The sequence below is a fragment of the Nocardia sp. CA-290969 genome (genome assembly GCF_050936135.1).
GTDB lineage: Bacteria > Actinomycetota > Actinomycetes > Mycobacteriales > Mycobacteriaceae > Nocardia.
Genome location: NZ_JBNJNJ010000001.1, coordinates 2,792,425 through 2,815,840, shown reverse-complemented (window position 1 = coordinate 2,815,840; position 23,416 = coordinate 2,792,425). Strand labels below are relative to the sequence as shown.

24 protein-coding genes are annotated in these 23,416 nt (G+C 67.7%); 9 read left to right on the top strand and 15 right to left on the bottom strand.

Annotated features, from left to right (window positions below):
* Positions 1-206: 206 nt before the first annotated feature.
* Both ACQEVO_RS13050 and ACQEVO_RS13045 read left to right on the top strand, forming a co-directional pair.
* The gene (locus ACQEVO_RS13050; RefSeq protein WP_432912669.1) at positions 207-1,346 is read left to right on the top strand and encodes a terpene synthase family protein; all 1,140 of its coding nucleotides are present in this window, start codon (positions 207-209) and stop codon (positions 1,344-1,346) included.
* Between the two features lie 93 nt (positions 1,347-1,439).
* Positions 1,440-2,753, top strand: coding sequence for a diguanylate cyclase domain-containing protein (locus tag ACQEVO_RS13045; protein WP_432912666.1), 1,314 nt, complete (start codon positions 1,440-1,442; stop codon positions 2,751-2,753).
* A gap of 6 nt (positions 2,754-2,759) precedes the next feature.
* On the opposite strand, the gene ACQEVO_RS13040 is transcribed toward ACQEVO_RS13045, so the two are convergent.
* Positions 2,760-3,866, bottom strand: coding sequence for an NAD-dependent epimerase/dehydratase family protein (locus tag ACQEVO_RS13040; RefSeq protein ID WP_432912663.1), 1,107 nt, complete (start codon positions 3,864-3,866; stop codon positions 2,760-2,762).
* Between the two features lie 49 nt (positions 3,867-3,915).
* On the bottom strand, positions 3,916-4,518 hold the full coding sequence (locus ACQEVO_RS13035) for a TetR/AcrR family transcriptional regulator (protein WP_432912660.1): 603 nt from the start codon (positions 4,516-4,518) through the stop codon (positions 3,916-3,918).
* Positions 4,519-4,727: 209 nt separating this feature from the next.
* Between ACQEVO_RS13035 and ACQEVO_RS13030 the strand changes: the two genes are divergently transcribed.
* Genes ACQEVO_RS13030 through ACQEVO_RS13020 form a run of 3 tightly spaced genes read left to right on the top strand, consistent with a single transcriptional unit; the run spans position 4,728 to position 8,405 of the window.
* Entirely contained in the window at positions 4,728-5,897 is a 1,170-nt protein-coding gene (locus ACQEVO_RS13030) for a spirocyclase AveC family protein (protein WP_432912657.1), read from the top strand.
* 1 nt (position 5,898) lies between these two features.
* Positions 5,899-6,717 carry a CbbQ/NirQ/NorQ/GpvN family protein gene (locus ACQEVO_RS13025; protein ID WP_432912654.1) on the top strand — a complete coding sequence of 273 codons (819 nt, stop codon included), beginning with the start codon at positions 5,899-5,901 and terminating at the stop codon, positions 6,715-6,717.
* Positions 6,714-8,405: a nitric oxide reductase activation protein NorD gene (locus tag ACQEVO_RS13020; protein WP_432912651.1), complete on the top strand. Its 1,692-nt coding sequence runs from the start codon at positions 6,714-6,716 to the stop codon at positions 8,403-8,405. The genes ACQEVO_RS13025 and ACQEVO_RS13020 overlap by 4 nt, the downstream gene beginning before the upstream one ends.
* 40 nt (positions 8,406-8,445) lie before the next feature.
* On the opposite strand, the gene ACQEVO_RS13015 is transcribed toward ACQEVO_RS13020, so the two are convergent.
* Genes ACQEVO_RS13015 through ACQEVO_RS12970 form a run of 10 tightly spaced genes read right to left on the bottom strand, consistent with a single transcriptional unit; the run spans position 8,446 to position 17,036 of the window.
* Complete coding sequence (locus ACQEVO_RS13015; RefSeq protein ID WP_432912649.1) at positions 8,446-9,888, bottom strand: aldehyde dehydrogenase; 1,443 nt, start codon at positions 9,886-9,888, stop codon at positions 8,446-8,448.
* Between the two features lie 11 nt (positions 9,889-9,899).
* The gene (locus tag ACQEVO_RS13010) at positions 9,900-10,220 is read right to left on the bottom strand and encodes a hypothetical protein (protein ID WP_432912647.1); all 321 of its coding nucleotides are present in this window, start codon (positions 10,218-10,220) and stop codon (positions 9,900-9,902) included.
* Between the two features lie 26 nt (positions 10,221-10,246).
* Positions 10,247-11,506: an amidohydrolase family protein gene (locus ACQEVO_RS13005; RefSeq protein ID WP_432912645.1), complete on the bottom strand. Its 1,260-nt coding sequence runs from the start codon at positions 11,504-11,506 to the stop codon at positions 10,247-10,249.
* Positions 11,503-11,829: a hypothetical protein gene (locus ACQEVO_RS13000; protein ID WP_432912642.1), complete on the bottom strand. Its 327-nt coding sequence runs from the start codon at positions 11,827-11,829 to the stop codon at positions 11,503-11,505. Before ACQEVO_RS13000 ends, ACQEVO_RS13005 begins: the two co-directional genes overlap by 4 nt.
* Positions 11,826-13,100: an aromatic ring-hydroxylating oxygenase subunit alpha gene (locus ACQEVO_RS12995; RefSeq protein ID WP_432912639.1), complete on the bottom strand. Its 1,275-nt coding sequence runs from the start codon at positions 13,098-13,100 to the stop codon at positions 11,826-11,828. The genes ACQEVO_RS13000 and ACQEVO_RS12995 overlap by 4 nt, the downstream gene beginning before the upstream one ends.
* Before the next feature lie 41 nt (positions 13,101-13,141).
* Positions 13,142-13,984: a TauD/TfdA dioxygenase family protein gene (locus ACQEVO_RS12990; protein WP_432912636.1), complete on the bottom strand. Its 843-nt coding sequence runs from the start codon at positions 13,982-13,984 to the stop codon at positions 13,142-13,144.
* Between the two features lie 37 nt (positions 13,985-14,021).
* On the bottom strand, positions 14,022-14,357 hold the full coding sequence (locus ACQEVO_RS12985; protein ID WP_432912633.1) for a hypothetical protein: 336 nt from the start codon (positions 14,355-14,357) through the stop codon (positions 14,022-14,024).
* A 5-nt stretch (positions 14,358-14,362) separates the two neighbouring features.
* On the bottom strand, positions 14,363-15,631 hold the full coding sequence (locus tag ACQEVO_RS12980; protein WP_432912630.1) for an aromatic ring-hydroxylating oxygenase subunit alpha: 1,269 nt from the start codon (positions 15,629-15,631) through the stop codon (positions 14,363-14,365).
* Between the two features lie 2 nt (positions 15,632-15,633).
* Positions 15,634-16,242, bottom strand: coding sequence for a carboxymuconolactone decarboxylase family protein (locus tag ACQEVO_RS12975; protein ID WP_432912628.1), 609 nt, complete (start codon positions 16,240-16,242; stop codon positions 15,634-15,636).
* Complete coding sequence (locus ACQEVO_RS12970; RefSeq protein WP_432912625.1) at positions 16,239-17,036, bottom strand: SDR family NAD(P)-dependent oxidoreductase; 798 nt, start codon at positions 17,034-17,036, stop codon at positions 16,239-16,241. Before ACQEVO_RS12970 ends, ACQEVO_RS12975 begins: the two co-directional genes overlap by 4 nt.
* Before the next feature lie 348 nt (positions 17,037-17,384).
* Here ACQEVO_RS12970 and ACQEVO_RS12965 point away from each other — a divergent pair, with 348 nt between their 5' ends.
* Positions 17,385-17,993 carry a TetR/AcrR family transcriptional regulator gene (locus ACQEVO_RS12965; protein ID WP_432912622.1) on the top strand — a complete coding sequence of 203 codons (609 nt, stop codon included), beginning with the start codon at positions 17,385-17,387 and terminating at the stop codon, positions 17,991-17,993.
* 35 nt (positions 17,994-18,028) lie between these two features.
* On the opposite strand, the gene ACQEVO_RS12960 is transcribed toward ACQEVO_RS12965, so the two are convergent.
* A complete protein-coding gene (locus ACQEVO_RS12960) occupies positions 18,029-18,520 on the bottom strand; it encodes a hypothetical protein (protein WP_432912620.1) in 492 nt (163 codons plus the stop codon).
* A 154-nt stretch (positions 18,521-18,674) separates the two neighbouring features.
* Between ACQEVO_RS12960 and ACQEVO_RS12955 the strand changes: the two genes are divergently transcribed.
* From ACQEVO_RS12955 to ACQEVO_RS12945, 3 genes are all read left to right on the top strand, one after another.
* Positions 18,675-19,190: a hypothetical protein gene (locus ACQEVO_RS12955; RefSeq protein WP_432912617.1), complete on the top strand. Its 516-nt coding sequence runs from the start codon at positions 18,675-18,677 to the stop codon at positions 19,188-19,190.
* A 348-nt stretch (positions 19,191-19,538) separates the two neighbouring features.
* Entirely contained in the window at positions 19,539-20,078 is a 540-nt protein-coding gene (locus tag ACQEVO_RS12950) for a copper chaperone PCu(A)C (protein ID WP_432922652.1), read from the top strand.
* Positions 20,079-20,100: 22 nt separating this feature from the next.
* Positions 20,101-21,285 carry a Dyp-type peroxidase gene (locus tag ACQEVO_RS12945; protein ID WP_432912614.1) on the top strand — a complete coding sequence of 395 codons (1,185 nt, stop codon included), beginning with the start codon at positions 20,101-20,103 and terminating at the stop codon, positions 21,283-21,285.
* Positions 21,286-21,314: 29 nt separating this feature from the next.
* Here the strand turns inward: ACQEVO_RS12945 and ACQEVO_RS12940 are convergent, their stop codons facing one another.
* A complete protein-coding gene (locus tag ACQEVO_RS12940) occupies positions 21,315-21,998 on the bottom strand; it encodes a hypothetical protein (protein WP_432912612.1) in 684 nt (227 codons plus the stop codon).
* The gene (locus ACQEVO_RS12935; RefSeq protein WP_432912609.1) at positions 21,995-23,395 is read right to left on the bottom strand and encodes a condensation domain-containing protein; all 1,401 of its coding nucleotides are present in this window, start codon (positions 23,393-23,395) and stop codon (positions 21,995-21,997) included. Before ACQEVO_RS12935 ends, ACQEVO_RS12940 begins: the two co-directional genes overlap by 4 nt.
* Between the last annotated feature and the right edge of the window lie 21 nt (positions 23,396-23,416).

Here is a 23,416-nt window from a genome sequence, read left to right as displayed (position 1 = left end):
CGACGGTGCCCACAGTTTCACAGTCCGATTGGACTGTCAATGGCGCGGCCGATCGCACCGCATCCCCGTAGCGGGCGGCCGAGCGCAGTGCTTCCGCCGAGCACCGCGCTGCGCAGGGTGGAGGCTGCCGGCCGGGCCGACTGCGTGACACAGCATTGCCGGTGACCCAAACTGAAAGGGTTTGGATATGCGGGAGGAGAGTCCTCGTGGCTACTCGGTATACATCGGCGCTCGAGCGTGAGATCACAGATATGCGTAAGCAATACGAAACTTGGGTGCGATCCGGCGAACCGTGGTCGTTGCGGGAATTGTTCAGCACGCCCGACTGCGATATCGCGGACTACTGCGCGCAGTTCCGGCCCAGCGAGTTCGGTGCACAGGCCTGCGACGAGGTGGAACGGTACTGCCGGGCGCAAGGGATCTGGCTGGAGCCCGCCGGGGCGCACTACAACAGCATGACGCCGTATCTGCACCCGAACCCGATCAGCGGGCAGCGATTGACCGTCATCGGGTTGTTCAACGCGATCCTGTTCTGGCTCAACGACACCGTGGGCCGCGAGAAGTACGGCCACCTCACGGAGGCCGGACAACGCCGGGCGCGAGACGAACTCGAGCGCTTGTGCCGCCTCCTGGAGACCCGGACCGCTTCGGCGGATACCACCCCGGTCGAGGCGGCGACGGTCGAATTCCTGTCGCGAACCGATGAGCTGGCGGACCCGCGGTGGCTGGCGGGGTTCCTCGATTCGACCGTGGAACATCTGCGCACCGCGATCCGGGACCAGAACGCCCGGGCACGCGGTGATCTGCTGACCGCCGGCGAGTACATCGATCTGCGCGCACAGGTCTCGGGAATGTATCCGGCCATCGCCCTGTGCGAGTTCGGCCGCGACAGCTACCTGCGTGAGGAGCAGCTGTCGGCGGTGGGCCTGACCGCGGACCTACGCCGATTACGTCTGCTCACGGCCGAGATCGGGGCATTGATGAACGATATGTTCTCCTTCGAGAAGGAGTGCATCGCGGACCGGTCGGACTTCAATCTGATCCCGGTCTGCCTGCTGAACACCCCGGGCGCGACCCTGGCCGACGCGGTACGCGACGCCGGCGCCGTGGTGCGGGACCGGATCGCCGAGTTCCGCCGCCGGCACGACGCGCTCGTCGACCGGAGCCGCGAACCCGCTCTCGCCGATACCGGACTCGGCGCGCAACTGTCCGAGCATCTCGCCGACCTCACCGCGTGTGTTCAGGCCAGTTGGGTGTGGCAACTGGAGACGACCCGGTACAAGGGGAACAGTATCTTCACCGAGAACCACCCCCATCCGGCCGCAGCGCTCGCCGATGAGCAATGATGGTGATCATCCGGGTAGCGATGGTGCCGCAGGGCAGGTGAGCTTTCGGTGCTTCGAGCGGGGTGGTGACGGACCGGTCGACGAAGGGGCGTGATGAACGAGGCGGAGCACGGTGAACTGGTTCGATCGTGGTCCCGGGCATTACGCGCGACCGGCGGCTCCGCTCCCTCCGAGGAGGATCTCGAGCGGTTGCTGTACTGGCTGGTGCACGACCTCGAGCAGGCGCTCACCGCGACCCCTTTCGATGCCTACGCCGGCGCCCGGGTCGGTGCGGCCCTGGCGACCTCGGGCCTGAACACCACCGACGTGGTCGCCACCTCCGCCTCCGTTCTATGGTCGCTGCCGGGGCCCGGCGCCGATCCCGACAGGCTGCGGAGAATGGCGGTCCTGCTGGCGAAACTCGGGGAGGGATTCGGGGCGCAGCAGCTGATGCGGTCCGTCCCACCCGGCTCGCCCGAGGACGAACAACGTTCGGACGAGCGTTTCCGGGTGGTTTTCGACAATGCGGCGGTGGCCATCGCGATCGGCGACACCAACGGTGTCCTCCTCGATGTCAATCAGGTTCTCGCGGAGATGATCGGTGTTACCCCCGACGAACTCCGCGGTATTTCGGTCTACGATTTCGCCCACCCGGAGGATCGGGAGCGGATCCGCAAGCTGGTCTACGAACGGCTGGTACCGCACAAACAGGGCGCGGTCAAACTGGAACAGCAGATCGGCCGTGCCGACGGCAGCTACGGGTGGGCCGCCTTCACGATCACCTACGTCGAGGGGGGCCCCAGCCATCCGAACTATCTGCTGGCGGTCGGTGAGGATGTCACCGAACAGCACCGGATGCGGGAGGAGCTGCACCGCCAGGCGCGGCACGACCCGTTGACCGGCATCCCGAACCGGCGCCAGCTGCTGGAGCGGCTGGATTCGCTGATCCGCGACGCGGAGCCGCAGGCCCGGATCGGGTTGTGCTTCGTGGACCTGGACCGGTTCAAGCACATCAACGACCGTTTCGGCCACAGCACCGGCGACAAGGTCCTCACCGCCGTCGCCGGCCGGTTGCACGACAGTGTGGCCGAGTTCGGCGTCCTGGTCGCCCGGATCGGCGGCGACGAATTCGTGACGCTCGTTCCGCCGCCGGTCGACGACGACCGGATGATCGAGATCGCCGATCGGCTGCTCGGCGCCTTGGCGGACCCGGTCGTCGTCGGAGAACACCGGCTCCAGGTATCCGCGAGTATCGGCGCGGTGGTGACCACGGTCGCGGGCGGTCAGGCGGAGGCCCTGCTGGACGCCGCCGATACCGGGCTGTACCACGCCAAGAACAGCGGAAAAGCGCAGTGGGTACTGCATACGCTCCCGGTCGACGACGGTTCGGAGCCGGACACCGGCGACGGGGCAATTCCCACTCCGTAGCCGGAGTCAGGCGCTGTCGGCAGGGACGCCGCCGGCCAGGACGGACGGGCCGTACCGTGCGGCGATGAGGGTCCAGGGGTCGGCGTACGGGCCGCGCCGTTCGACACGCCGTTGCACGGCGAGGGCGGTGCGCAGCACGGGACGCAGCAGTGGTCCGGCCAGTCGCAGGGCGGCGCGGCGGAAGCGGGGCTGGGCCGCGGCGACCCAGGCGACGGTATCGGGCCAGCTGTGCTGCTGGAAGTCGAGGAGGGCTTGCGATTCGGTGGTGTCGAACCAGCCGGTGAACGCCCAGCCGCCGTCGTCCGCCGGATCGCCGGGCAGGCTCGCGCCGGGGCCGAGCCGGCCCAGGCCGACGGCGTCGAACATGGCGTCCTCGACGTCGCGGTGGGTGTGCAGGTAGGAGTCGTCACCGCCGATCAGCAGTACTTTGCCGGCGATGGTGTCGCGCCGGTCGACGCCGTTGGCGAACGCCGTCGCGACATCACGGGCGTCGACGGCGTGCAGCCGGTTGTCGCCGGGGGTCGCGCGGATGAGGACGAGATGGTCGCGGTTGATCCCGGCGGTGGTGTCCGGCGACAGTACGCCGCCCAGCCGCAGCAGGGCGTAGGGCAGGCCGCTACCGGCGATCACGTTTTCGGCCAGCACCTTGTCCTCGCCGTACTGGTCGATGGGGGCGACCGGTGTGTCCGGGGTGATGCGCTCGGGGTAGCGGTGGGGATTGCGGGAGCCGTATACCGCGGCGCTGGAAGCGAACAGCAGCATGGGCGGTTCGGGCAGTGCGCGGGCCGCGCGCACCAGGTTCTCGGTCCCGCCGACATTGATCCGCCGGGCCAGCCGCGGGTTGCGGTAGGACGCGGGGGAGAACATCGCGGCCAGGTGGACGATGGCCGCGGGCCGGTGCTCGCCGACGAGTTCGGCGATGGCCTCGCGATCGAGGAGATCGGCGAATACCGTGTGTAGTTCCCCGGCGCCGGCCGGATCCCACGCGACGGCAGCGGCGGCGTCGGTGCGCAGATCGGTGGCGACGACCGTACGGCCGCGGGACAGCAGGATCTCGGTGACACGTTTGCCCACCTGGCCGAAGGCGCCGGTGACGAGAACGGGGTTGTGCATATCGCCTTCTTTCGGCCGGGTGCGCGCCGGGGCCGGGACCGCCGTATTGTCAGGGCAGTTCGATCACGGACAGGTACATCTCGAGGATCGGCCGGTACAGGTCGAGGTCGTCGAGTTCGCTGCCCAGGATCACCGAGTCGCTGGTGGCGACGAGAATATGCGCGAAGGTCAGCGGTGGGATGAGCAGTTTCCCGCCGACTCGCTCGAGGTTCTCGGCGACGAACCGCCCCAGCTCTTCGGCCACCTCCAGACGTTTACCGGCGACCCTTTCCCGGGCCTCGGGGTTGCGCAGCAGATACAGGGTGAACTCGTGGCCCAGGGCGGCGTGTTCGGCGCCCCGATCGCGGCTGAGCTGACGCCAGCGCTGGGCCACCCGGTCGAGCTCGCGCGGACCCACCGCGGTGACGGCCGCGAGAACTTCGGCGAAATTGTCGAAGTAGCGGCGCCAGTACCGGTCGCTCACGGCGAGGAAGAGTTCTTCCTTCACGGCGAAGTGCTTGTAGATGGCGCCCTTCGTATAGCCGGCCGCGTGGGCGATGTCGTCGAGGGTGGCCGCGGCGAAACCTTTTTCGGCGAAAACCTCCTCGGCCGCGTCCAGTAGGAGGGAACGCGTGCGTTCGAGCCGCCGCTCTTTCGTCCACCGCTCAACCACGGTAGCGATCCTAACATGAATCTGGGAAACCCATTGTCCGAGCAGATACTCATTGGTATCTTGACCGTTATCCGGATGCCGGACGATCTCCTGCCGAGGGCGGGATTTCCTCTGCGGCGCCGGTGGTTTCGAGTCCATCGCGGCCGATCGGTCCTGTCCGGACCGGGGTTGCGAGCGCTGCACGACACACAGGCAGAGGAGACAGTTTCATGAGTGAACTGTCGAAGAAGAGCACGCCCACCGTCACCGAATCTCTCGGCGCAACAGCCGCACTGGGCGCCGGGAACAAGCCCGCGAGCAAAGCGGTCCTGATCTGGGCGGTGATCGGCGGACTGATCCTGGCCCTCCAGGTGTACGTCTGGATCAGATGGATCACCGGGCCCTACTTCGAACGCGTGCCCACCGGTCCGAGCGATCCGCCGATGCTCATGAAGACGATTCTGAGCATCTGGACGGCCGGCGTCCTGATCGGTTTCCCGTTCGCCATCTACTGGTGGCTCATCCGGCCGTGGCGCCGTGAGCGCCGCATCACCCTGGACGGCATCCTGCTGGTGTCCATGGGCCTGATGTTCTTCCAGGATCCGTTCCTGAACTATCTGAACACGTGGTGCACCTACAACACCTGGATGTTCAATATGGGTTCGTGGGCCCCGTACGTTCCGGGCTGGAACTCGCCGGAGGAACCGGGCGCCCAGGTCGCCGAACCACTGCTGATGAACATCCCGGGTTATGCGTGGGGCGTACTGCTGATCACGATCGGTGTCTGCTGGTTCATGCGCAAGGTCAAAACGCGCTGGCCGGGAATCAGCAACCTTCGCTTGGTCGGCATCACGTTCGCGTTCACGTTCGTCCTCGATTTCGTGATGGAAGCCTGCATGCTGCTGCCGCTGGGGCTCTATACCTATCCGGGCGCGATCCAGTCGGTGTCGTTCAACGCCGGTCACTACTACCAGTGGCCGATCTACGAGGGCCTGATGTGGGGTGCGGTCCAAGCGGGGCTGGCCTGTCTGCGATTCTTCACCGATGATCGCGGGCGCACGATCGTGGAACGGGGGCTCGACCAGGTCCGGGGCGGTATCGTCCGGCAGCAGCTGGCCCGGTTCCTGGCGGTGTTCGCGGCGGTGAGCGCGATCTTCTTCGTCTTCTACAACGTCCCCGCGCAATGGTTCGGCCAGCACGCCGACCCGTGGCCCGCCGATATCCAGCAGCGGTCGTACTTCATCGGCGGCATCTGCGGTGAGGGCACCGACAAGCCCTGCCCGCATCCCGATCTGCCGATACCGACCCACGAATCCGGCTACATAAACAAGGACGGTGAGCTCGTTCTTCCGGAGGGAGCCGAGGTCCCGGAGATCGTGCCGTTCGAGCGGGGGAACTGATATGCCGGCCACAGCTACGGCCACGAGCCACCCCGATACGCGGGCACCGTTCTATCGGGCGGTCGGGGACGAAGTGGAGGTGTTCCGGGCCGCGGCCGGCCGCGGGCTCCCGGTGCTGTTGAAGGGCCCCACCGGTTGCGGGAAAACGCGGTTCGTCGAGGCGATGGCGCACGAATTCGGCCGCGAGCTGATCACGGTCGCCGGTCACGAGGACCTGACCTCGGCCGATCTGGTGGGCCGGTTCCGGCTCGAGGGCGGCGAAACCGTGTGGGCCGACGGACCGTTGACCCGGGCGGTCCGTTCGGGCGGTATCTGCTATTTGGACGAGATCGTGGAGGCGCGTCAGGACACCACGGTGGTGATCCATCCGCTCGCCGATCACCGCCGGGAACTGCCGATCGACCGGCTCGGTGTCTCGCTGCCGGCGGCGCCGGGGTTCCAGCTGGTGATCTCCTACAACCCCGGCTACCAGAGCGTTCTGAAGAACATCAAGGAATCCACGCGGCAGCGGTTCGTCGCGATCGAACTCGGCTTCCCACCCGCCGAGGTCGAGACGGAGGTCGTGATCCGCGAGGCCGGAATCGATCGGGAAACAGCGAGTGCCCTGGTAGGACTGGGTAACGCCATCCGTGGCCTGGACGGTGCTCCGCTGCGCGAAGCGGCCTCGACGCGGATGCTGATCTCGGCCGCAAGCCTGGTGGCCGAAGGGCTGAGCCTGCGCACCGCGGTCCGGGCCGCGGTGGTGCGGGCATTGTCCGACGATCCCGATATCGTGCGCGCCCTGGGCGAACTCGCGGACGCCGTTCTCCCGGTGTCATGACCGCGGCAGACCAGGCGGGCCCCGAACAGTTCCGGCTACTGGCCACCCATCTGGCCGGCCGGGCCGTCGCGGTGGCGACGGCACCGGCCGGCGAGCCCGCCTACACGAACGGCACAGTGGTGTTCGTCTCGGCCGGTCGGCCGCTCGCCGCGCAGCGCGGAGAAGTGGTGGTGCAGAGTGCCTTGCTCGGTGCGGGCAGTCTCGACCGGAGGCTGGTCGGCGGGCTGCGCGCCCGGCCGTCGGTGGCGCGTCGGTACCTGGCCCTCGAGGGTCGCCGCGTCCTCGCCGGGATCGCCGGCCGGGTCCCGGTCACCGCAACGCTCGGCCCGTATGGCGAACCGAGTACCCGCAGTGCCGCCGAGTCGCTCGCGGTGGCGAAAAGCCGGGCGCGCGTTGTCGATCCACCCGAATGGTTCGGAACCATCGCACCCGCCCGGCTGCTGGGGTCGGATCCCGGACGAACCGGTAGGGCGACCGATCAAGACCTCGCCGCGGCCTTCGACGGCCTGGACCGGGACGAGGACGGGGACGAGGAACCCGACGAGTCCGGTGGCAGCCGCGTCCTCCGGCTGTTCGACAATCCGGTGTTCGATTCGCAGGTCGCCGGGAATCTGCTGCGCAGAATACTCGGCAGTTCGCGGGGAACCGGGAACGAGTCCGCGGGGGCGCAGCTCCGGGCTCGTTCGCTGCGCCGGGGGCGGCCGGGCAGTGCGGAGGCGCGCCCGCTGCCCACCCGGATCGAGTTCGTCGACGATGACGCACCCGCCGCCGCCCTCGGGTTCGGCGGGGCGCTCTATCCGGAATGGGATGTCCATACCCGCCGCTATCGCCCCGACTGGTGCCGGGTCCTCGACTTCCCGCTGACGGTGGAGGCCGATATCTCCGCCGCCGCGGTCGCCCACGACGGTGTGCTGGCGCGGCGCTTGGCGCGGGTCGGGCTCGGACCCAAGGTCCGGCGGGGACGTCCCGAGGGAGACGAACTCGATCTCGAGGCAGCGATCGATCTGCTCGTGGACCTGCGCTCCGGTTACACACCGGCGGAGAACGTGTATCTGGAAACCCGCAAACTCGACCGCAACCTCGGGGTACTCGTACTGGTCGACGCCTCGGGATCCACTTCCGATGCCGATCCGGACGGTCTGGCCGTACACGAACACCATCGCCGGGCAGCCGCCACCCTGGCCGCCACGCTGGAGGAACTCGGCGACCGCGTGGCGGTCTACGCTTTCCGGTCCGAAGGCCGCGGCGCGGTGCACCTACCGGCGATCAAAACTTTCGGGCAACGCTTCGGTGCCGCCGAGCGGGCGCGACTCCAGCAGTTGCAGCCCTCCGGCTACACCCGCCTGGGAGCCGGGATCCGCGGTGCGGGAAGGATTCTCGACTCCCAGGCCGGCACGCCGTACCGGCTGCTGGTCGTCCTCTCCGACGGCGTGCCCTACGATCACGGCTACGAGAGCCGCTACGCGGAGGCCGATGTGCGCAAGGCCCTCGGGGAACTCCGCGACGACGGGATCGCCTGCCTGTGTCTGTCCCTCGGCGCGAGCACCGAAACCGACGCTCTCGACAGGGTATTCGGCTCGGCCGGCCACGCGAACGCCGCGGCGCTGTCGGAGCTGAGTCCGCGAATGGACGAATTGTTCCTGGCGTCGCTTCGTGAACTGAGCGCGCCGAGAACACGCGGCAGGTAACCGAGCACCGAGGACAAGACAATGTTCGCCGATATCGGTGCTACGCGACCGATATCGATTTCGTGTCGAGGAACCCTGCCAACCCCTCCCGCCCGAATTCCCGCCCGATACCGCTGGCCTTGACGCCACCGAACGGTGCGTGCGGATCCATACTGTAGGCCTGGTTGATCCCGAAGGTACCGCTGCGGATCCGGTGCGCCACCGCCAGGCCGCGGTCGATATCCGGTGTCCACACCGACCCCGACAAGCCGTATTCGGTGTCGTCGGCGAGTTGTACGGCGTGGTCGAGGTCGCGGTAGGTGAGCACGGTGAGTACCGGGCCGAAGATCTCCTCCCGGGCGATCCGCATGGTGGGGTCGACGTCGGTGAACAGGGTCGGGCGGACATACCAGCCGCGTTCGAGGCCGGGTGGCGGCTGGGGACCGCCGCTGATCAGGCGGGCGCCGTCGCCGATGCCCAGGTGGATGTAGTCGCGGATACGCTGCCGCTGGCGGGCGGTGACGACGGGGCCGATCCGGGTCGATTCGTCGGCGGGGTCGCCCACCGTGAGCCGGTCGGTCATGGCGGCGATCGCGTCGACGTATTCGTCGTGCCGGTGCCGCGGCACCAGGATCCGGGTCTGGGCGACACAGGCCTGGCCGCCGTTCATCAGCGCGGCCACCTGGATGCCGGCGGCGACCTGTTCGGGGTCGGCGTCGTCGAGTACCACCGCCGCCGATTTGCCGCCCAGTTCGAGGCTCACCCGTTTCAGGGCGGCTCCGCAGGTCGCGGCGACATCGCGACCGGCCGCGGTGGAGCCGGTGAAAGACACTTTGTCGACATCGGGATGCCCGACGAGGTATCGGCCGGTATCGCGATCGCCGGGCAGGATGGAGACGACACCGGGCGGAATCTCGCTCTCCCGCACGAGCTCGGCCATGAGATAGGCGTCCAGCGGTGTCTCCGGTGACGGTTTGAGTACGACCGTGCACCCCGCCAGCAACGCGGGGACCAGTTTGGCGACGACCATCAGCATCGGCATATTCCACGGGGCGACGGCCCCGACGACCCCGACCGGTTCGTGCCGGACCCGGATATCGCTGCCGAAGTAGCCGGGCCGCGACTCCTGCCACGGGAAATCCGCGGCGAGATCGGCCAGCGCCCGCATCATCACCCCCGGCAGCCGCGCGTGCGCCGAACGGGAGAACGTGATCGGCGCACCCATTTCCGCGGTGACGAGCCCGGCGATCTCCTCGACTCGTTCTTCGTAGCGGCCGGCGAGGTCGCGCACGATCCGCACGCGCTCTGCGGGATCGAGCCGCGGCCACGGACCGGTGTCGAAGGCCCGGCGCGCGGCCGCGATCGCGCGATCGATATCGGCGGGTGCGGGTGCGGCGATCCGCGCGATGGGTTCCTCGGTATGCGGGGAGATCACCTCGAAGGCGAGGTCGGATCCGGGTGGCACCCAGTCACCACCGATGAAGAGATTGTCGTACCGGCGCATGGAGTTTCCTGTCAGGCTGTGTGCACACTGAGTTCGCGGAGCAGGCGGACGGTGGGCGGTGGATCCGATTGCACCCCGATCGGTTTCGACATCTCCCCGGATCGCGCCCGCTCACCCATCCGCGCCCGCACGGCCTCCAGATCGTCGGCTTCGATCTCGTAGAGCGCGATGAAGCTTCCGTCACCGGCCACCGGTTCCAGCCGGCGAGCCGAGACTATTCCCTCGATCTCGAGCATTTCGCCGATATGGGTTCCGGCGTACCAGCGGTGGTATTCGTCGATCTCTTCCGGTGAGCTGGGCCGGGATTCGACGTAGAGGATTCCTTTGGGCACCGTATTTCTCCTTCGAGCAAACAGGTTCAGTTCGGGGTGGCCGGTTCGTTCTTGTGGACGACGCCCTCTTTCATGACGAAGCACACGTGTTCCAGGGCGGAAATATCGCGGGTGGGATCGCCGGGGACGGCGATGATATCGGCGAGCAGACCCGGCGCGAGCCGGCCGCGGTCGTCGGCGTCGATCAGTTCGGCGCTGGTGACGGTGGCCGCGCGAATCGCCTGTACGGGGGTCATCCCGCGATCGACCAGCGCCCACAGTTCTTTGGCGTTCTGCCCGTGCGGGACCGCGGGCGCGTCGGTGCCACAGGCGATCCGCACCCCGGCTTCGATGGCCTTGCCCAGCATCCGGCGGGCCTTCGGGAAGACCTGGGCGGCCTTGCGTTGCAGCGCCGGCGGGGCCTTGGAGGTGTCGAGGCCCTCGGACAAGTAGCTGGTGGGGACCAGGAAGGTGCCGTGGTCCACCATCATCTGCACGGTGTCGTCGGAGGCCAGCGACCCGTGTTCGATACAGTCCACCCCCGCCCGGATACAGGCGCGGATACCGGCATCGCCGTGGGCGTGCGCGGCGACCTTGATCCCCGCGCGATGAGCTTCGTCGACGATGGCGGCGAGTTCTTCGTCGGAGTACTGCTGAGTTCCGGGCGCGGTACTGTGCGACATCACCCCGCCCGACGCGGAGATCTTGATGACCCCGGCGCCGTATTTGATCTGGTACCGGGTGGCGGCGCGGACGGCGGACACCCCGTCGGCCATCCCCTCCTGCACCGACATCGGCATGATGTGCGGGGCGAGTTTCTGGAACATGGTGGGGTCGAGATGCCCGCCCGTCGGGGTGATCGCATGCCCGGCGGATACGATGCGCGGCCCCGGGAACCAGCCCTGTTCGATGGCGCGGCCGAGATCCACGTCCAGTAGGTAGCCGCCGGTTTTCACCATCAGGCCGAGATTGCGCACTGTGGTGAAGCCCGCCATCAAGGTGGTGCGTGCGTTGACGGTGCCACGCAGTGTCCGGTAGACGGGATCGTCCTGGACCCCGTGCATGGGGTTCGGCAGCCCGCTGGGGTTGTCGGGCCCACCGATGAGCAGGTTGATCTCCATATCCATCAGACCCGGCAACAGGGTCACATCACCGAGATCGAGTTCGGTGGCGCCCTCCGGTACCGCGGGTGGGTCGATCGCGTCGATCAACCCGTCCCGCACCACGATCGCCGCGGGGGAGCGGACGACACCGGCGTCGATATCGACCCAGCGTGCCGCCCGCAGCACGGTCGCCGCGGCGCTCACGGCGCCGGCTCGATCACACAGTCCATCGACGCCTGGCTGGCATCGGGTATCCACGGCTGGTTCCACACCTCCACCGGGAAGGACACCATGATCATCGAGTACAGCAGGCGCAGCAGATTAACCGCGTCGTCGGGCATATCGTCGAGGCCGACTCGGTCGAGGTAGGTCAGCGCGGCCTCGGCACGCGGGGTGATCGCATCGTAGAAGCGCTGCATCTCTTCCATCGAGGAGGCCAGGCGTTTGGCGTAGCGTTCGCCCTCGGTGGCCAGGCACCAGTCGGAAAACGGTTCGAGATCGGCGAATTCGGCCGGCAGTGCGCTCATCGCTGGGCCGCTCCTGTCTGCTGGTTGCGATGGTCGTCGACCCATTCGGCCGCGGTCTTGTGCAGGTGGCGGAGCAGGATCTCCTGATCGCACAGCGGGAAACGGGTCACCGCGCGGGATTCCAGGGTCATCTGCGTCGCCTCGAGGGTGCTGGCGTCCTGCAGGCCGTATTCCTTGAACGTCACGGCCGTCATCTCGTGCGCGACCCGATCGCGCGGTGTGCGGGCCGGTGCGAAATACAGATTCCCCTCGAAGATATGGGTGTTGTACGAGGTCGGCCAATAGTGGTAGGTGAGATACCAGCCGCTCGACCAGATCAGGATCACGAAATTCGGGAACAGCTGGAACGAATCCAGGCCCCACGGATCGCATTTCGCCGGATTGACCCCCGGTGGCAGTTCACCGAGGTCCGGGACGTCCCAGGGTCCGAACAGCCCACCGCGGGTGATGTCCTCCATGGGCTTGCGCATGGAGGGGTCGAGTTCCCAGGTCACCACGCCCGAGGTGCTGACCATCCGGTGCGGCCCCTGCAACTGATAGTGGGGTGCCTCGAAACCGGCCGCCTGCGCGGCCGCGGAATAATTGTCCGGCGACTGATTCCCGTGCAGGACCGCGGCATGGTAGAACTCCGCGAACGCATCCATATAGAGCTTCCAGTTCGCCGCCACTTCGGAACGGTAGGAATACCGTTCGGTGAGCTGGTCGAACGGGTAGCCGTCGAGATCGGTGATCATCGGGCCGAGGAATTCGCGCAGCGACTGTTCCGGTTCCGGCGCGAGATTGACGAAGATGAATCCCGCCCATACCTCGCAGTGCACGGGCGCGAGACCGTAATCTTTCTTGTCCAGGTCGAAGAATTCGCCCTCCTGCTGCACGAAGGTCAGTTCGCCGTCGAGCCCGTACCGCCAGCCGTGGTATTTACAGGTGAACTGGCGGCAGGTCCCCGAAACCTCCTCGCGCGGTAGTTCGTTCCATACCAGCTTGTTTCCGCGGTGCCGGCAGATGTTGAAGAACGCGCGGACCTCTTTCTGTTTGTCCCGCACCACGATCACCGAGGTCCACGCGGCGTGGATCTCCTTGGTGAAATAGCTGCCGACCCGGGGCAGCTGTTCCACCCGGCCCACATTGAGCCACGCCTTCTTGAAAATGGCCTCGCGTTCCAGTTCGTAGATCTCCGGCGAGATCGAATCCTCGTAGGACATCGGCGCGGTACCGAGTTCGGGATAGTGTTCGGTCCAGCTACCTTCGGCGGGTTTGGGCCAGCGCGGCATTGCGTGCTCCTTGCGATGGATCGGTAGGGCTGTGTGTTCGGCTACTGGATCGGTTCGTCGCCCAGAACAGTGGTGCGCAGCATTTCGCGGGGCGAGTCCTGCGGGTAGGGCGCGGCGCGGTGGATGACGCCGCGGTTGTCCCAGATCACCGTGTCGCCCACCGACCAGGTGTGCCGGTAGACGTATTCGGGGGCGGTGCAGCGCGCGAGCAGATCGTCGAGCAGTGCGCGGCCCGCGGCCCGGTCCATGCCGATCACCCGGTCGGTGGAGGTACCGAGTACCAGCGACCGCCGGCCGGAGCGGTGGGTCCAGACCAGCGGATGCTCCCGGGTGGGCCAGTTGCGCCAGTGCTCCAGTAGCCGCGGTGAGGGGTCGGGGTTCAGCGGGCGTTGCGACGCTTCCAGCGAATGCAGTACGCGTAGCCCTCGGAGCCGCTCCTGCTCGGCCGTCCCGAGGCGGTCGTAGGCCCGGTAGGTACTGGCGAATTCGGTTTCCCCGCCGCTGGTCGCGACCGCTTTCGCCGACAGGACGGTGGCCATCTGCGGGTAGGTGTCGTCCTTGGGGGTGCAGCCGTCGATATGCCAGTCGAAGGTTCCGCGCAGATAGTTCGCCGAGGAGTTCTTGCTGGTATCGAGGCTCACCCGGTAGATCCCGGGCAGTGGGTGGTGACCGGGCGTAGTGTCGATCTCGCCGAGTTTGCGGCAGAACGCCACCTGGGCTTCCGGCTCGAGGTGCAGGCCCCGGAAGACCAGGACGCCGTTGGTCTCCAGGGCGTCGAGGATCAGGCCGGGGACGGTATCGTCGGCGGCCAGCCGGTCGGCGTCGAGTCCGGTGATCTCGGCACCGATCTCGTGGTTCAGTTTCTCGACGGTGATGGTGGTCATGGTCGCTCCGGGGAGGGTCTGTGGGTGTGCGGGTGGGTCACGGCCATGGCTCGCCGATCCGTTCCAATTCGGCGTCGGCGCTGTCCACCGGGCGCGGTTGCAGGAATATCTCGACCGCCATCGCCACCAGGGCCAGCGAATAGATGAGCTGCAGCAGATGCAGTACCTCGTCGGGCAGGTCGTCGAGAGGGAACTTGTCGCAGTAGGCGATGGCTTCCTCGAGCCGGGGGAAGAAGGCCGCGTAGAACTCGTTCAGCTCGTCCATCGAACTGTTCATCCGGCGGTCCCAGCGTTCGGTTTCGGTGGCCAGGCACCAGATCGGGGCGAACCGCTCGAATTCGGCGAATGCGGGTGGCAACATATTTCCGGCCATCGGATTCACACCCTCACCCGCGCGTCGCGATATTCGCCGACCCAGTCCGCGACGACCTTGTGGAAATGCCGGACCAGGATTTCCTGGTCGTTGACCGGATAATCGGTGATCCGCGCCGTGCGGTAGGCGGATTCGAGCGCGGTCTGTGTGCCGGTGAGCATCCCGGCGTCCTGCAGGGCGAATTCCTTGAATACCACCGAGGACACCTCGTGCTCCACCCGCTCCCGTACCGTCCGGGCGGGCTGATAGCACAGGACCCCTTCGAAGAGATGACTGTTGTACGAGGTGGGCCAGTACCGGTAGATGAGATACCAGCCGCGGTAGAACAGGATCTCCAGATTGGGGAAGATCTGGAAATTGTCGATACCCCACGGCTCCACCCGTCCCGGATTGATCCCCGGCGGCAGTTCACCGATATCCGGGGATTCCCACGGGCCGACCAGTCCGCTGCGGGTGACCCGCTCGATGGGGTACATGAACTCCGGCGGCAGGGTCCAGCGACGGGCGCCGCCGGTACTGACCACCCGGTGCGGGCCGTCCACCTGGAAATGCGCGCATTCGAAATTCGGCTCCGGATTGCGCACCGGACCCGGCACCTGCTGGGAATGCAGGCCGGGGACGTGGTAGTACTCCTGGAACGCGTCGGCGAACAGTTTCCAGTTGCTCTGGTTCTCGGCCCGGAACTCGTACCATTCGGTCATCCGGTCGAACGGGTAATCCTCGAGCGCGGTGACCATGGGGCCCAGGAATTCCCGCAGGGTCTGCGGTGGCTCCGGCGCCAGATTCACGAAGATGAAGCCGGCCCACACCTCGCAATGCACCGGCGCGAGACCGAAATCCGATTTGTCGAGGTCGAAGAATTCGCCCTCCTGCTGCACGAAGGTCAGCTCGCCGTCTATGCCGTACCGCCAGCCGTGGTATTTGCAGGTGAACTGGCGGCAGGTACCGGAGGTCTCCGCGCGGGGGTCTTCGTTCCACACGAGTTTGTTGCCGCGGTGCCGGCACACGTTGTAGAAGGCCCGCACCTGCTGCTCGCGGTCGCGCACTACGAGCACGGAGGTCTTGGCGATATGGATTTCCTTGGTGAAATAGCTACCGGTCCGCGGAACCTGCTCCACCCGGCCGATATTGAGCCAGGCCCGTTCGAAGATCGCTTTCCGCTCCAGTTCGTAGAACTGCGGTGAAATCGAATCCTCGAACGACACCGGGCCGGTGCCGAGGTCGGGATAGTGCTCGGTCCAGGTGCCTTCCGGTGGTTTCGGCCAGCGCGCCATGGTCAGTCCTCCCGTACGGGTTCGTCGGATGTCGCCGCGGAGTCGGTGGGTGGGTCCGGTTGCAGGTCGACACTGTTGAACACCAGCGCCAGGCACAGGTAGGAACCGATCACGAAGAGCAGTTCGAGCATCTGCCGGGTGTCCAGATGTGCGGTGAGCGCGGCCCAGGTGGTGTCGCAGACCCGATGCCGGTCGAGCAGTTCGTCGGCGGCGGTCACGACCAGCCGGTCGGCGGTGGGCCAGTGAGCTGTTTCGCCGCAGGCGACGTCTTCGATGGTGCCGGCGGTGACGCCCAGCTCACGGGCCATACGGGAGTGCTGATCCCATTCGTAGGCCGAGCGGGTGCGCCAGGCGACCCGCAGGATCGCGAGTTCGCGCAGCCGGGGGTCGAGGGTGGCACGTTCCAGGAGCAGGCCGTTGTAGGCCAGCCAGGCGCCGCCGAGTTCCGGATGATGCCCGAATATCCCGAGGATATTCGGCAGCGGGGGTGTGCCGGGATCCCCGGACAGGTACCGGTCCGCGCGTTTCAGCCGGCCGCGCAGCATGTCTCGTCCGTCGTCGGTCCAGTCCGCGGCGGGTAGCGGGGCGAGGCGGGGATCGGCGGCCGTCATATGACCGCTCCACCGTTGACGCCCACCACCTGCCCGGTGATGAACCGGGCATCCGCCGAGCAGAGGTAGGCGCAGGCCGCGGCGATATCGTCGCCGTCGCCGAGATAGCCGACCGGGATGGCCCGCGCCATCGTCTCGTTGTCGGGGAGGTTGCCCGCCGCCTGGGACGCGCGTGACATCGGGGTGTCGATTCCCGACGGGGGAATGGTGTTCACCGTGATCCCGCAGCCGGCGTATTCCCGGGCCAGCGCCTTGGTCATGGCGATCACGGCGCCCTTGGACGCCGTGTAGTGGACCATTTTCGGCGACCCACGCTGGGCGCTGGAGGAGGAGATCGTGACGATCCGGCCCCAGCCGGCCGCCACCATATCCGGTATCACCGCCTGTACGCAGTGGAAGGTGCCGGTGAGGTTGACCTCGATGATCCGGTTCCAGGATTCGATCGAGATCTCGGTGAACGGCTCGAAGGCGAAAACCCCGGCACTGGTGACCAGTACCTGCACCGGACCCCATTGTGCCCGCACCTTGTGCAGGGCGTCGTCCACGGCCGTGCGGTCGGTGACATCAACCTCGCAGCCCATCGCGACCCCGCCGGCCGACTCCAGTTCCGCCGCGACGCGGTGCGCTCCGGCGCCGTCGCGGTCGAGGACGGCGATTCGATCACCACCGGCGGCGAGCCGCCGGCAGATCGATGCACCCATTCCGGATGCGCCGCCGGTCACCACGACGACCCGGCCCGCGCCGTGGGGGGTGCGGTCGCCGTCCTGCTGCAGGTTCGCCGGGGGACTGCTCATCTCGAAGCTCCTCGTACTGCACGAGCGTGTGCGGGTGGGTGCGTACCGGGAACGGCCCGGTATATCGGCGCCCACTGGGGCCCGCCTGTGGCGGCGCACCGCGCTGACCATTCGGCGTTTAACCGACTGCTTAATTAAGCAGTCGGTTAAAGTTATACGGAGAACGCTTCACCGCTGTCAAGACCCGAAAGGCCGCCGGCGGCGGCCACTTCCACCGGTCGCAGGACCGGGTCGCCGACCTGCCGAAACCACGGTGCGGTCGCGCTTCCTAAGATCGAGACGAAGGCGGGCACAGGGGTCGCGGTGGTTCCGAGGAGGTCCCCGCAACAGTCACCACAAGGAGGTGCCATGGGCGAAAACCGGGCGTCGGTGCCGGCCGGCGCCGAATCGGACGGCGAGAGCCTGTCGACCAGGTCGGCGCTGCTCGACGCCGCCGAACAGGTGATGCTCGAGGACGGCTATGCCGCGGTCAGTTCCCGGCGCCTCGGTGCGCGCGCCGGCGTGAACCCTGCCCTCGTCTACTACTACTTCGGCAATATGGACAGCCTGTTCGTGGCACTGTTCCGCAGGGGCGCCGAACGCAGCTATCAGCGATTGCTGGCGGCCGCCGACGCCGAACAGCCGTTGTGGGCGCTCTGGGACGCCATCCACGATCAGTCCCGCACCGCGCTGACCATGGAGTTCGTCTCCCTGGCCACCCACCGGCCGTCCATCCGCTCCGAAATCGCCCAGTCCTCGAAACGATTCCGCGAACTGCAGCTGGAGCTCGTTTCCCGGGCCTTGCGCGGCCGCGACCACGACCGCTGGAACCCGGTGACCTTGGTGATGCTGATGTCGAGTGTCTCGCGTTTCCTGCGGATGGAGGAAGCCTTCGATATCGATGCCGGGCACGCCGAGATCACCTCGGTGATCGAGGATTTCCTGACCGAAGTCGAGGGAGTGCGCCGCGGTCCGTAGCGCGCCGCCGGCGTCTTCTGCCGATCGGCGCGACGTCAGCGCTGCGGGAACGTGGTCACGACGGTGAGCGGAACGCGGGTGTCGCCGGGCCGGGCATCCAGCCCGATCAGGGCAACGATATGCCGGCCGTCGGGGCGTTCGTAGCCGAAAGCCCATGCATCGGAGGGGACAGTTTGTGGCGCCATGGTTCGCCAGCCCCGTTGCCCCACCAGCTCCGCGTCCAGTTCCCGCCGCAGCGCATCCGGGCCGGTTTCGGCGGTGAGGGTGTAATCACCGACCTCGAGCCGCTCCCGGCCGAACCGCTGTGCCAGCGCGTCGAACACGGGCCCCCACGCGCGTTGACTGCGGCCGGCGACGGCATCACCGAACGAATACTCCGGCGGCTGTTCGACACCCGCGGGCCACGTGGGCATCGTGGGCTCGGGCCGATCGACGCAACCGGGAACGGCGAGAAGCACGCCCACGAGCAGAAGACCGAATACCCGGCCGGCCCGAGGCTGCGCGGGCAGCTGACGGCGAGTGCGCACGGACCACCGCCTTTCTGCTGTTCCGCGCGGAAACCGTTGTCCAGCACAGTCAACCGCATCACTGCGGACCATGGCTACCCCGTCGGCCGGAGCCTGTCACGGATTCCTCGGCCGCAGGTTTACTACTTCATGTAGTAGGAGCTAGGATTCGACCGTGCCTCCGGATACGACCCGCGTACTGCGTGGTGTATCCGTGGGCGCGTTGTCGTCCTGTGTCACGGTCGCGGGCCATCGTGCCGGTGGTGGGGCGCTCCCCTCCGAAACCGCCGGACTGCTGATGCTCATCGTCTGCTCGGCTGCCGGGTGTGTGGCCGGCGCGGCGCGCGGACCTTCTCGTTCCCGGTTGATGGCCGCGCTCGTCGGCGCGCAAGTACTCGGGCATCTCGCCTTGACGTTCGCGGATCTCCACCGGCACGTCGCCGTCGTGGACGAGCGCATGCTCGGCGCCCATCTGCTGGCCGTCGTCGCGGGTGCCTATCTCGTGCACGGTGCCGAGCGTGGTATGCGATGGGCGGTGTCCGCGCTGCGGCGAGCGGTCGCGGCAGCGATGCGGATACCGGTGGATCCGGCGCTGTGGGCGCCCGGGACGCCGGTGTACCGCGCCCGGGTCACGCTTCGTCCGGTCGACCTCTCCGGCGCCGGGACGCGCGGACCTCCCGTTACGGTCTGAGCCGGCGTTCGCCGTCCCGCCGATCCCGGCCGGGATGCCGACGCCGCACCGGCTGACCACCGGCTGCGGGCGGAAAGGCCGCGACGCGCCGGGCGCCACCGCGTGGAACGCCCGCAGCCGCTGCGGGTCGCGGTACCCGGTAGCCGCGGTGACGCGCGGCCGGCCGATTCCTGTCTCGCCGAGCCGATATCGCCACGATCGATACCGGTCGGGTCAGAAGTTTGCGCCCTCGGCCCGTACGGCCGCGCGTAGTTCGATGCCCGCGTATGGGCCGTCCGCGCGCCGTTCCGCTGCTCCACGGCGGCGGCCGGGGCCCCACCCACCTCTTATCACCTGGAAGTGACCACAATGAGAATCTCGTACCGACGCGGCGCCCTCGTGGCGCTGTCTCTCGCCACCACACTGGCGGCGGCCTGCTCGACCGGCCCCGCGGAACCCACCGGCCGGCAGGCCGATTCGGTGCTCGTCCACGAACAGTGGGTGAAGGCCGCCGATTCCGGGATGACGGCGGCTTTCGCCGAACTGCGCAGCACCGCCGATACCGCGGTCCGGGTGGTTTCGGCGTCGTCGCCCGCCTCCGCGCGCGTCGAACTCCACGAAATCGCACCGGGGGCCGCCGGTGCGACGGTGATGCGGCCCAAAACCGGTGGTTTCGTCATCCCCGCCGGCGGTACATACGCCCTGGTCGCGGGCGGTGATCACGTAATGCTCATGGATCTGCTCGCCCCGCTGACGCCCGGGGCGGAAACCGAGATCACGCTCGTCTTCGAGGACAGCTCCAGCACGACGTTCACCGCGCAGGTCCGCGATTTCGCCGGTGCGCAGGAGAATTACGAACCCGGCGGCCACGATCCGGCCGGCCCCGTCAACCCCGCACACAGTGGCTGACCGCGCCCCGCGACGAGCAACGATGAGCCGGCGGCGGTTGCTCGGTTCGAGCGCCGCCGCGGTCGGCGCGGTGGGCGCCGGCGCGGGGATCTATGCCGCCACGGCGAGAACGGCGCCCGCCACCGGCGCCGAGACCGTGGCCTGGGACGGCCCGCACCAGGCCGGTATCGCGACCAGCCCGCCGCAGGCGCACGCGACCCTCGTCGGGCTCGACCTGCTACCGAAGGTGGGTCGCGCCGAGTTCATCGGCATCATGAAGGTCTGGACGGCTGATATCGCCCGGCTCACGCAGGGCAGGCCGGCACTGGCCGATACCGAACCCGAACTCGCCGCCACGCCGGCGCGGCTGACGGTGACCATCGGGTACGGCCCGGGCGTTTTCGAGGCGATCGACCGGCCGACGGCGGCGCCCTCCTGGTCGGCGCCCCTCCCGGCGTTCACCATCGATCGACTCGATCCGGCGTATACCGGCGCGGACCTACTCCTGCAGGTCTGCGCCGACGATCCGGTCACGGTCGCACACGCGGTGCGGGTGCTGGTGAAGAACGTCCGGTCACTGGTCACCGTGCGGTGGACGCAGCGCGGGTTCAGACGGGCCCGGGGCACCGAGGCGCCGGGCACGACGATGCGCAACCTCATGGGGCAGGTCGACGGGACGACGAATCCGGAGCCCGGCACCGCGGCCTTCGACGCCCTGGTCTGGGACGACGGCTCGGAACAGGCGTGGCTGGCCGGCGGGACCTCGATGGTGCTGCGGCGGATACGAATCGAACTGGATACCTGGGACGAGCTGGACCGGCCGGGCCGCGAGATCACCGTCGGCCGCACACTGGACAACGGCGCACCGCTGACCGGCGTGCACGAAAGGGACGAACCCGATTTCACGGCGACCGACCGCAACGGCATACCGGTCATCTCGCCGGGTTCGCATATCGCCCGCGCGCACCATACTCACGAGGGTGAACGAATCTTCCGGCGCGTCTACAACTACGACGATCCGCCGGGGCCGGGATCGGTCTCGAATTCCGGGCTGCTGTTCGTTTCCTTCCAGCGCGATATCGGCACCCAGTTCCTGCCCGTTCAGCGGCGACTCGACGAATTCGACGCGCTCAACGAATGGACCACCCCCGTCGGCTCGGCGGTGTTCGCGATCCCCCCGGGGATCGGGCGGGACAGCTATATCGGGGAGGGACTGCTCGGCCGCTGACATGGTGGCACGGCGCCGGTTCGGTTCGGCTAGGTCAGCTCCAGCAGGCCGCGGGCATCCCAGGGCATGGGGCCGGTGGGGAAGCCGAACCGGACCATCCGGTGCGGTGGCGCCGCCTCGAAATGCGCGACCGCGGGTGGCAGGAATCCGCTGAGCATCTTCTCCAGCAGGGTGTTCAGTCCGGAGAGCCGGGGCCGTAACCGGACCTGCCAGCAGTCGACGCTGCCGGCCGGCACCTCCACCGTGGTCCGCTGCTCGACCCTGACGCTCAGCGGAACGTGCACCGAGAAGGCCAGCCAGAGCGGGATGTGCTCCTCGACGCCCTCGGCGAAGTCGAGACCGCGCAGCAGGGTCAGGCCACCCGCCAGCGGCATGAGGCCGGTGGGGAAGGGGGCGATCCCGCCGCCGAATTGCAGGTGACTGGTGCCCAGGAAATTGGCCTCCTCCCGGCTCACCACCGCGGTGCCGGAGCGGGTTTCGGCGCGATACTCGGCTGCCAGCAGGCGGCCGCCGATGCGGTGGAACCGCTGCTCGACGGTGATCGTGAACTTCCCCGCGCCGGGGCCGACCTGCACGATCGACCGGTAGCCGGCGTCGTCGTGACCGATGGCGCTGACCAGGTCGAAGGTGGGCGGCCGATCCGCGATACGCACCGTGTAGACGGATTTCTCGCCGTCGGGGATGCCCGGATCGCGGAATATCGTGTCGATCAAGGTCGTCCCTCCTGAGCGGCGGCTTCGAAGACGGCTTTCAGCGTCCGGACATACCGTTCCACGGATTCGTGTGCGACCGGGGTATCCGGGTAGATGGCGCTGAGCGTGGTCTCGGTCGCCAGCCGGTTGATCCAGATCAGTACCTGTTCGGACGCGGCGCGATTGGCGTAGAGGCCGCAACCGGCCGCGTCGAAGAATTCGTTGCCGAGCAGTTCGCGGGCATCGACGTAGGAGATCATCGGACAGGACCAGCCGGGTTTCAGGTCCAGATCGGAATCGGCGGGCAGCAGTTCGACCACTCGCTGGAAGGAGGTGGGCGCGAGCCGCAGCCCGTTCTCGTAGGCGTGCTGGGCGAGCTTGACCGCCCGGTCGAAGGAGGTGCCGCCCAGCGGGAACGCCACCGGGAGCAAGGTGACGTACCAGCCCACCGAGGCGCGTTCCTCCGGTGTACTGCGCGTACTCACCGGTGTCATGCCGAAGTAGTAGTCGCTGTCGGCCAGTTCCCGTTCGGTCAGCGCCGCCGCCGCGAAGATCCCGCCGACGAATTCGGCGCCGTTCGCCCGGCAGCGCCGCTCGAACCGGAGTGCGGTGGTTTCGTCGAACAGCGTCACCGTGCGGTGCGCGCTGCGGTGGTAGACATCGGTGCGTCGACCCAGGTCCAGCGGGAACGCCGGCAGCCTGCCGTCGTTGCCGCGGATCAGCTCGAGCCATTTGCGTACCCCGGGCGAGGTGAGCGACATCCGGCCGGTGTAGGCCCTTTCCACGGTGCAGTAGTCCAGGTAGCTGGCCGCGGGGGACAACATCTCCGGGGCTTCCGGCCAGACCTCGCGGGTGTAGAGCAGGGCGAGGTCGAAACCGGACAGGTACTGGCCGAAACCGTCGGTGTGCAGATGATCGACCGCGAGATAGACCGTGGTGGAATCGGCGCGTTCGATCGTCCCGAAGGTGAAACAGTCCCAATCGAACGGGCCCGGGGTGGTTTTCTGTACGTGCTCCCGGACGGTGCGAGGGTCGTCGACCTGCCCGCAGTCCACCGGTACGAACTCGACGTCCTCCTCGGGGACCAGGTGCCGCTCGAGCGCACCGTCCCGGGAGATCCGGAACCAGGTCCGGAAGGTGTCGTGCCGCAACAGGAACCTGTTGATCGCGCGGGTCATCGCGTCCCGGTCCAGGTCACCGGCCGGGATCTCGGCGGTGACCAGGCAGAGGCCGGAGTAGCGGAATTCCGCCGCGGCGTGCCGGTCGGCCAGCCGCAGATATTGTTCCTGCTGATGCGACGGCGGGGCCGGGTGGACCGGTGCCCGCCGGGCCCGCGCCACCGATTCCGGTGACGCCACCCAGCTGGTCAGCCGGCCCGGCGCCGGCTCCCATTCGTCGATCAGGCCGAATTCGACCATGGTGCATCCTCGTTTCGGCGG